The organism is Rhodanobacter sp. Root561, assembly GCF_001427365.1.
Classification (GTDB): Bacteria; Pseudomonadota; Gammaproteobacteria; order Xanthomonadales; family Rhodanobacteraceae; genus Rhodanobacter.
The window spans coordinates 1-8,246 of the sequence record NZ_LMGH01000006.1 but is presented as its reverse complement, the minus strand read 5'-3'; the positions used below and the strand labels follow the sequence as shown (position 1 = coordinate 8,246).

Here is an 8,246-nt window from a genome sequence, read left to right as displayed (position 1 = left end):
AGAAAGCGTTGGGCGGCTTGACACCTGCCGCCTACGCGAAACAGTTAAAGTGACCCCGGACTCTAAACCTTCCTGCTACTCAATGCGGGGGGACGTCGCCCGTACCAAATACAGACGGAAGGGCCCCAGGTTGCGTCTGGCAATGCCACGAGTGTCGCGCCGTAGTCATGAAAATATTCACGGATGTGCGAAGCGGTCTCGGCGGATACCGGCGCGACGTTAGCCACCCCTCTCTCCAGCCTGTAGTCACCAGCGACGAAGCCCTCAACTATGGCACTGAGCGTTTCCCGCCACGCCGTCGGGATCGGTCCCTCGGCCTCATTCTTGAGCGCGAGAACTTCGTTGCTGTGAGCCATGTTCTTCATGCTGCGAGGCATTCCATTGCGGCATCTAACACTGGAATTGAGCGGCGGCTGAGCCGTCCGCCTTGAACGAGCAGTTATACCGCAACTTGTTAGAGCACCACGGGGTCTAGAGCTGTTTTTGAACCCTCGACGAATCCATAGGCGGCAATGCCGAACGCAACATTCGGATCCAGCACTGGAACGCACTTTTGGATAAGCAATGCGGTAGCAACGGTCGCTGACTCGGCTGCAGCAACATACGAGAGCCCAAGGGCATCCTTGGTACGAGAGAACAATGGTTCCAACAGCCTTGGAGTAACAAGGAACTCAAGGTGTGGCTGATGTTCTGGGGTTTGCTTTTCGCCGAGTTTGGACTGGTCTAGGTTGACACCAAGATAGGCCAGTACGCCGCCCAAAATTTGGACAAGCTTCGGGCCTTGCTCGTTTGCCGCATCGGAGAATACGGCTTGCCCTGGAGCAGCTGAAGATAGTGGAAACGCGAACGAACGGAAGAGAAATGTGCCGGCCATGCGAGCGGTTGCCGCAATCGTGGTTTCGGCATGCACGCCCCGATCGTTTTTGAGCGCCGCAATGACCTGGTCAACAAACTGCTGCGCAGCTTGGTGTTGCTCCTTGGTTGGCGCGGCCATGACCATCCTTTGCGATATAACGCCTAAGCCAAGCGGCCTGCGCGGCCGGGATGTGTGATCGCGTGAGCAGCTTACTCCACGTAGGAACTGTCCCGTCCGCCTCGAGCGAGTTGTTAGGACTCAGCTGGCTCATACCGGAGCAACTCGAACCCAGCAAAGTAGTTGCCATAGTACTCGCTGACCCGCGACCCGGGATGAGCAGCGAAGTCGATGTAAGGGGCACTGCAATAGGGACAGCGGAATGGATTTAGGTAAGCAAAGCGTGAGCCGTCTGGCGCCTCTGGCAGGCGTGCCTCAAGTGCGGCTAGCCCAGCAGGCTCCGGCTCAGCGAGGGCTGCCGGCGCTCCCGCCACATACGAAGACACGGTGAGGGTGTACTTGCCAGACCCCGAATAGAAGTAGCCAGAATTGCTAAAGCCGGCGTGATACGACCTTATAACAAAGCTACGGTGACAGCAGTCACACTCGCACGAGAGAAGAATGTTGCCGGGAGTAACCCTGCCATTAAAGTGCAAGCCGCGTGCGAAAAGACCCTTACCCCTAAGCTCCGAATTTGTAACGTTGCCGCCAGGCAGAAAGAAGGGCTGAAAGCGGACTCCAAGAGCCTCACCTCGGCTGAAAGCGTCTGCGTCGAACTGCGGCGAGTTAGTGACGACGCAGTCTGACTGGCACGCCAGGTTTCTGTGCACGCGTACAGAAAAGTGGGCCCAGCCTTGGGCTCCGCCAAGTGAGTGTCTGTGCTCGGTGCCATCGGCTGCGAGGAATAAAACCTCGGAATCAGGTCGAACAGCCGCAGCTGGCGCCAGCTCGCAAGGCAGGCTGTCACTTGTGACTATGCAAAGTGGAGCGCCATCCACGAAGACCTTCAGGAGAGCGGGAGGCTCTTTCTTAAAGAAGCTGAGAAGCGTCATCTGAGTCCTAACGATCGAGTTGAGGGGCGCGGTGGATTGGCGCCCAGTTTGCCATCGCAAACTGGGTGACAGGCCGCCGCGTCCCTTCGAATGAGTGGTTAGGCGTCATTCCGGGAGGCCAAGGGCTTTGCCTTTCCAACTGCGGCTGACTCCTTCGCGACCCTCGGCTGTGACAGTAACCGAGAAGCACGATTTGGCATCGGCGTCAGACGGAACTCGAACTCCGATGACGCCGCTCCATTCCGTCAACGAGACCGCTGCAGCCCCGAGTCGAGGCCGAGCCTCCAGTATGTTCTGCGTTGGCATGTCGTATCCCATCTCGATGTCGTAAAGCTCCGGCACGCCTTGTAGCGACGCAATCCAGCTGCAGTTAACCGTGACGTTGAGTCTGTCGATCTGCCCTAGCGCCTCGACGTCGGACTTTGGGAAGGTCAAGAAGTGCACTTGCGATTGCGCAACTGCTAGACACGGGGCAGTTGCGAGCGAGATGAAGGCGATGATTCGAAGTACGGAGCTCATGACGCCTAACGCTGAGTTGAGCGGCGCGCGGTCCGCGCGTCCGCTTGAATAAGTAAAAAGAGGCTTCCTCCCCTTTCGGCCTCGAGGGCCATGATGGTGTTGCGACACAACCGTCAGCAGAAGAGGAAGTCTCCATGAGCACTATAACCCTGGGTGTGGACTTGGCGAAGAACGTGTTTTCGGTGTGCGCGATGGATGGCGCCGGGCACGTGCTGGAACGACGGGAGTTCAGGCGTGAGGCGTTTGCCGTGTAGCTGGCGCAGCGGCCGGCGGGGACCGTGGTGGCGATGGAGGCGTGCAGCGGGGCGCATCACTGGGCACGACGGTGCCAGGCGTACGGCCTGTAGCCGCGGATCATGGCGGCCCAGTTCGTCACGCCATTCCGCAAGGGCGGTCGGACCAAGAATGATCGCGCCGATGCCGAGGCGATCGCCACGGCGGCGCGGCAGGGCAACATGCGCTTCGTGCCGGTCAAGGACATCGATCAGCAGGTGCGCCTGTCCTGGCATCGGGTCCGCGAGGGCTACAAGGCCGAGTCGCTGGCGATCGGCAATCGGCTGCGGGGCCTGCTGGCCGAGTTCGGGGTGATCGTGGCGCCGAGTGACCGGGCGCTGTGCCGCCTGCGGGCGGACCTCGATGGACAGCCCGGGTTGCCGGCCGAGCTCCGAGAGCTGTTGCGTGATCTGGCCGGGCACTGGAAGCGGTTGTGCCTGCACCTCGACGCGTGCGATGCACGCATCGAGGCCCACGCGCGCGAGGACGAGCGGTGTGTGCAGTTGCGCGCCGTCACCGGCATCGGCCCGATCACCGCCGACGCGGCGGTGGCGATGGTGGGCAACGCCCGCGAGTTCAAGCAGGGCCGGCAGATGGCGGCTTGGCTGGGTCTGGTGCCCACGCAACATTCCAGCGGCGGGCATGTGCACCTGGGCGAGATCAGCTGCCGCGGCGATGCGTACCTGCGCACGCTGCTGATCCAGGGGGCCCGCAGCAGTCTGCAGCGGGCCAAGGTCGGCGCGCCGGAGAAGGCCACGCCGGACGTTCGGCAAGGTGATCGTGGCCATCGCCAACAAACACGCACGACAAATCTGGGCGATGCTGGCGCACGAGGTGGACTACGATCCGCACGCCTGCCTCAGCCATCCCATGCACCAGGGAAGCCATACAGCCAACGCCGCGTAGCCACAGGGTTTTCGTTCCATCGTCAGCGCGAAGTGGTAAACAACGGTTCAGGCCGACCCAGAGAGAACCTGACTAACCAAATGGACGTCCAAACGGCGTAACGGCCGATCCCCGCGCACCGGACAGTCCGATGAACGAAAGAGGTCTTTGGGTGCGGTTTATACAGAGGTCCGAGTCAGCGGCATCGACTCAACAAGACCGATTACGGAAATGCAGCCTGACACCCGTTGGATCCGCGCAGCACTGACACGCAGCACGCAGCATCGAACAACACCCTCACTAGCAGTGGCCCGAAAGCTCAGGGCAAAAGCCTCATGCGGCTAGGATTGACGGGAAGTCTCTTACGGAGTGGTTAGGTGCGGCCGACACGCCCCTACCTTTCGAGACCCAATAGTGCCAGCAGATGGGACTGCTGTGATGAGGAAAGAAGGCAAGTGGCACCAGTGCGGCCGTCCCGGTACGCGAAGCTTGATGCCTCCCAGCGCCAAGGATGCGCGCCACGAACAAGAATGAGCAGGCGAAGATCTTGAGCTTGCCATGGTGGGGCCGAGTTGCAGGGTTGCCCGAGCGCGCTGAGTAGCGCCTTTACTTGGCTACGCTTGCTGACGAACAAATGGCGATCGTGAGCGCCAATCAATGCTTCCGCATCCAGGTTGACGATAGAAGTCTTGTCAAACGAGCGATAGTAAACCTCGATAGCACTCTCGTTGATCTGCGGTTGGCTCGCCGTAGCCGCCACTGCTAGTAGTGCAAATGCTGTTGCTGCCAGTTTGCGCATGAGCTACCGCCGCACCTAACGCTGGAATTGAGCGGCGGCGCAGCCGTCCGCCTTGAACGAACTATTAGGCCACCGCAGCCAACAGTAGGCCGATGACAACTTGAACGCCAAGGATACTGGCGACGAATCGGCTACGCGGCAGCTCGGAATGGATCAAAAAGTGGACATAAAGCTTACAGTACAGAAATGTGTATACCAGGCCGACAACGGTGGCGATGCCAAAGAACCAGATGGCTCCGCGGCTGGAAGTTACTAAGCAGACAAATAAGGTGAAAGCGTAGAGAGGCAAGCCGAAGAGGTGCATCCTTCGGGTACCAGCTTTGTCCATTCGGGTCAAAGTGATGAGCATCGAATTCCAATTGAGGCCTAATGCTGGAGTTAAGGGGCACGCGGGCTCTATCCGCGTGTCCGCTTGGACGAACAGTTAGGCCGCGCGCCAAAATCACTACTCAATGCTGGCAAGATACCAAGGCCTTCTGCTGAGAATATAAGGGGAATTCATATCTGCCGTTGGCTTGCGGTGTGAGACGACGATCCTRTAGCGGTCACCGACCTTRATTGGGGTCTGCTCTCCCGCAGCGTTCTTAACGAATTGCAGCGTAAGGCAGGGCACGGCAATTTTTACGCTTTGGCCAGAACCATCAACGATGAAGGTANATTGGGGTCTGCTCTCCCGCAGCGTTCTTAACGAATTGCAGCGTAAGGCAGGGCACGGCAATTTTTACGCTTTGGCCAGAACCATCAACGATGAAGGTAGCTTTTGATGCAGTGGCTAATACTCCGCAGCCTGGCTGGGACGTATCTATGTAGTTGAAATGTCCGATCATCGCTCTTGAGTCGGAGGCTGGCTGTACAGTACATCCCGCAATAAGGAATGTGAGCGCGMMAAGGATCGCGGAATTCTTCATGAGCGGCCTAACGCTGGAGTTAAGCGGCGGCGTAGCCGTCCGCCTTGAACGATTTGTTAGCGCGCTGGCTGTGCCGGAAGCTCAGAGCTGGCGCCTTTGAGATCTTGCAAGCCTGACTGTAGACCGCTTTGGCGGATTAGTAACGCGCGAACGCCATAGCCGTCACCGTGGTCCTTCAAGTAGCGTACTAAATCGATGGCGTTCGAGTCGTTGGTGCCGTACAAAGCGATACGTGCAGCGCCTTTGCTGACTGGTGAAACCGAAAACGAGAGGTCGTTGACGTCGATTTTTGTGAGCACAACTTGGTAGATGGCCAAATTGCTATCAAGGTCGCGGACCACGAGGCGCCCTTGCCCAGCACTATTGAGCTCTAAGCGCAGCACTGCGCCCCATGCGTCTGGGCCCACCCAGACACCAGCTAGCTGCGCTTTTGTTCGCGGCATCGGCGGCTTGATGGCTTGCGCGCCCACGCTTACGAGCAGCAACGCAAGTACCAGAAGCAGCAAAAATAGGCGCGTGGACTTCACGACTCTCCTTGTGAGCGCTAATGCTGGAGTTAAGCGGCGGCGCGGCCGTCCGCCTTGAACGAGTAAAAAGAGACTTCCTCCCCTTTCGGCCTCGAGGGCCATGATGGTGTTGCGACACAACCGTCAGCAGAAGAGGAAGTCCCCATGAGCACTATAACCCTGGGTGTGGACTTGGCGAAGAGCGTGTTTTCGGTGTGCGAGGTGGAAGCCTCCGGCCGGTTCGTGCGGCGGCTGGATCTCAAGCGTGATGCGTTTTCGGCATGGCTGGCTCAACAGCCGGCCAACACCGTGGTGGCCATGGAGGCCTGCAGCGGTGCCCATCACTGGGCACCGCGCTGCGCGGAGCACGGGCTGCAGCCGCGGCTGATGGCCGCCCAGCTGGTCAAGCCGTTTCGCAAGAGTCAGCGCAGCAAGAACGACCGCAACGATGCCGAGGCGATCGCCACGGCCGCACGCCAGGGCAACATGCACTTCGTGCCGATCAAGTCGATCGACCAGCAGGCGCGGCTGCCGTGGCATCGGGTGCGCGAAGGCTACAAGACGGAGAGTCTGGCGATCGGCAACCGCCTGCGTGGCCTGCTGGCCGAGTTCGGCATCGTGATGGGCAAGAGCGACAAGGCGTTGCGTCGGGTGCTGGCTGATCTGGATGCCCACCCCGCGTTGCCGGCGGAATTCAAGGAGTTGATCCGCAGCATCGACGCCCACGCGCGGGATGATGAGCGGTGCGTGCGCCTGCGTGCGATCGTCGGTGTCGGCGCGCTCACCGCAGACGCCCTGATCGCCAGCCTCGGCAAGGCGCAGGAATTCCGCAACGGTCGGCAGTTGGCCGCCTGGCTCGGCATGGTGCCGACCCAACACTCCAGCGGCGGACACACGCGGCTGGGCGCGATCAGCTGTCGCGGTGATGGTTATCTGCGCATGCTGCTGATCCAGGGTGCGCGCAGCAGCCTGCAGCGGGCCAAGGCGGTCGCCACCGAAAAGGCCACACCCGAACAACGGTGGATTCGATCCCTGGCCGCGCGATTGTCGTTCGGCAAGGTGTTGGTCGCCATCGCCAACAAGCATGCGCGCCAGCTGTGGGTGATGCTGGCCCACGACGTGGACTACGACCCGTGCGCCAGCCAGCGCCACCCGATGCATCGCCCCACTCAGCTCGCTTGAGGAACCCGTCACCTCATTCCCGATTCATCGTCAGCGCAACGCGGTAACAACGGGGCAGACCCACCCGGAGAGAACCTGACTAACATTCTGGACGTCCCAACGTGCCTCGGCCGATCCCCGAACACCGACGACACCGTTGAACGAATGAGGTCTCCGGGCGCGGTTTATACCCTGGTCCGAGCCGGCACCATCGGCTCAACAAGACCGTCTAAGGAAATGCAGTCTGGCAACGTTTGACGCCGCATCGAACTGACAAGCAGCACGCGACACAAAGCACAACACGATCGCCAGCAGTCGCCCGAAAGCTCAGGGCAAAAGCATCATGCACCCGGGGTTGACGGGAAGTCTCCTAAGGAGATGTTAGGCCGCTACCCAACTGCCAGCGACCGCCCAAGAGGTAACAACCGTAGCCCATGCGGCGACTGTAAGCACTATGGCTACCAACGAAACCCGGGAGAGACGAGCGCCGTGCCGACTGGCAATGCGATAGGAGAGCATGACGCCACCAGCAACAAGCGCTGAGACAAGGACGAAGGCCTGAGGCAACCAGGCAGGTACAACCACGTACGCGGGGTGGTATGGGTCAGAAAGTCTCGACGGCCAGATGGCAATGAGCGAGGCAATGGCCACCGTAAGCAGCAGTGCGCCACAAGCTGCCATGAGATAACTCAGTACTTTTATGCGAGTTGCCATTGCGGCCTAACGCTCGAGTTGAGCGGCGGCGAAGCCGGAGTGTTCCTACGCAAAAGTGGACACCGGTGGGTTAGCCGCCTTGGGCCTCGAACTCGACAGGAGAACGATAACCCAGGGCGGAGTGTAAGCGCTTGTTGTTGTAGAAATCGATGTAACTGCGCACCGCCTTTCGCAGCGAGCTTTCAGTGGTGAAGTGGCGACGGTGATACATGTCCGATTTCATGGACTTGCGGGCGGTTCACGCTCTGCACCAGGCCGGCGTTGGCCAGCGCTCGCCTGAACTCCCCGGCCAGGAACTCCACGCCGCGATCGCTGTGCAGCAAGGTGCGGCGGGCGGCTTGCGTTGACGCATGGCCGCGGCCAGCGCCCGCCGCGTCAGGCTCGCCGTCCGATCCGTTCCCAGCGACCAGCCCAGCAAACGCCGTGAGTAGCGGTCCATGACCGTGGCGAGGTAGCGCCACGTTTCCCCGACTTTCAGGTACGTGACATCGGTCACCCAGACCTGGTCGGGTCGATTCACCATCAGCTCGTGAACCTGGTTGCCACACTGGCGAAGAAACGATCCACGCCCGGGCA

Annotated in this window: 5 protein-coding genes and 1 pseudogene; 2 read left to right on the top strand and 4 right to left on the bottom strand. The window is 60.2% G+C overall.

Features of this window, described 5'->3' with window-relative positions; translation table 11 throughout:
- Positions 1-454: 454 nt before the first annotated feature.
- Positions 455-994 (bottom strand): hypothetical protein, encoded by a 540-nt coding sequence (locus ASD55_RS06540; RefSeq protein WP_157598864.1) that lies wholly within the window; start codon positions 992-994, stop codon positions 455-457.
- Positions 995-2,558: 1,564 nt separating this feature from the next.
- On the opposite strand from ASD55_RS06540, the pseudogene ASD55_RS06530 reads away from it, so the two are divergent.
- Positions 2,559-3,603 (top strand): annotated as a pseudogene (locus ASD55_RS06530) (IS110 family transposase).
- Between the two features lie 373 nt (positions 3,604-3,976).
- On the opposite strand, the gene ASD55_RS18350 reads toward ASD55_RS06530, so the two are convergent.
- The gene (locus ASD55_RS18350) at positions 3,977-4,381 is read right to left on the bottom strand and encodes a hypothetical protein (protein ID WP_157598862.1); all 405 of its coding nucleotides are present in this window, start codon (positions 4,379-4,381) and stop codon (positions 3,977-3,979) included.
- A gap of 964 nt (positions 4,382-5,345) precedes the next feature.
- The gene (locus ASD55_RS06520) at positions 5,346-5,816 is read right to left on the bottom strand and encodes a hypothetical protein (RefSeq protein WP_056764624.1); all 471 of its coding nucleotides are present in this window, start codon (positions 5,814-5,816) and stop codon (positions 5,346-5,348) included.
- A gap of 144 nt (positions 5,817-5,960) precedes the next feature.
- On the opposite strand from ASD55_RS06520, the gene ASD55_RS06515 reads away from it, so the two are divergent.
- Entirely contained in the window at positions 5,961-6,977 is a 1,017-nt protein-coding gene (locus tag ASD55_RS06515; protein ID WP_056764621.1) for an IS110 family transposase, read from the top strand.
- 931 nt (positions 6,978-7,908) lie between these two features.
- On the opposite strand, the gene ASD55_RS18340 is transcribed toward ASD55_RS06515, so the two are convergent.
- Positions 7,909-8,246 (bottom strand): DDE-type integrase/transposase/recombinase (locus ASD55_RS18340; protein ID WP_235577740.1); only part of this gene is annotated, 338 nt, incomplete at its 5' end.

Bases quoted from the DNA above. Each gene is read 5' to 3' on its own strand.
- ASD55_RS06540 (WP_157598864.1), bottom strand. From the start codon at position 994: ATGGCCGCGCCAACCAAGGAGCAACACCAAGCTGCGCAGCAGTTTGTT.
- ASD55_RS18350 (WP_157598862.1), bottom strand. From the start codon at position 4,381: ATGCGCAAACTGGCAGCAACAGCATTTGCACTACTAGCAGTGGCGGCT.
- ASD55_RS06515 (WP_056764621.1), top strand. From the start codon at position 5,961: ATGAGCACTATAACCCTGGGTGTGGACTTGGCGAAGAGCGTGTTTTCG.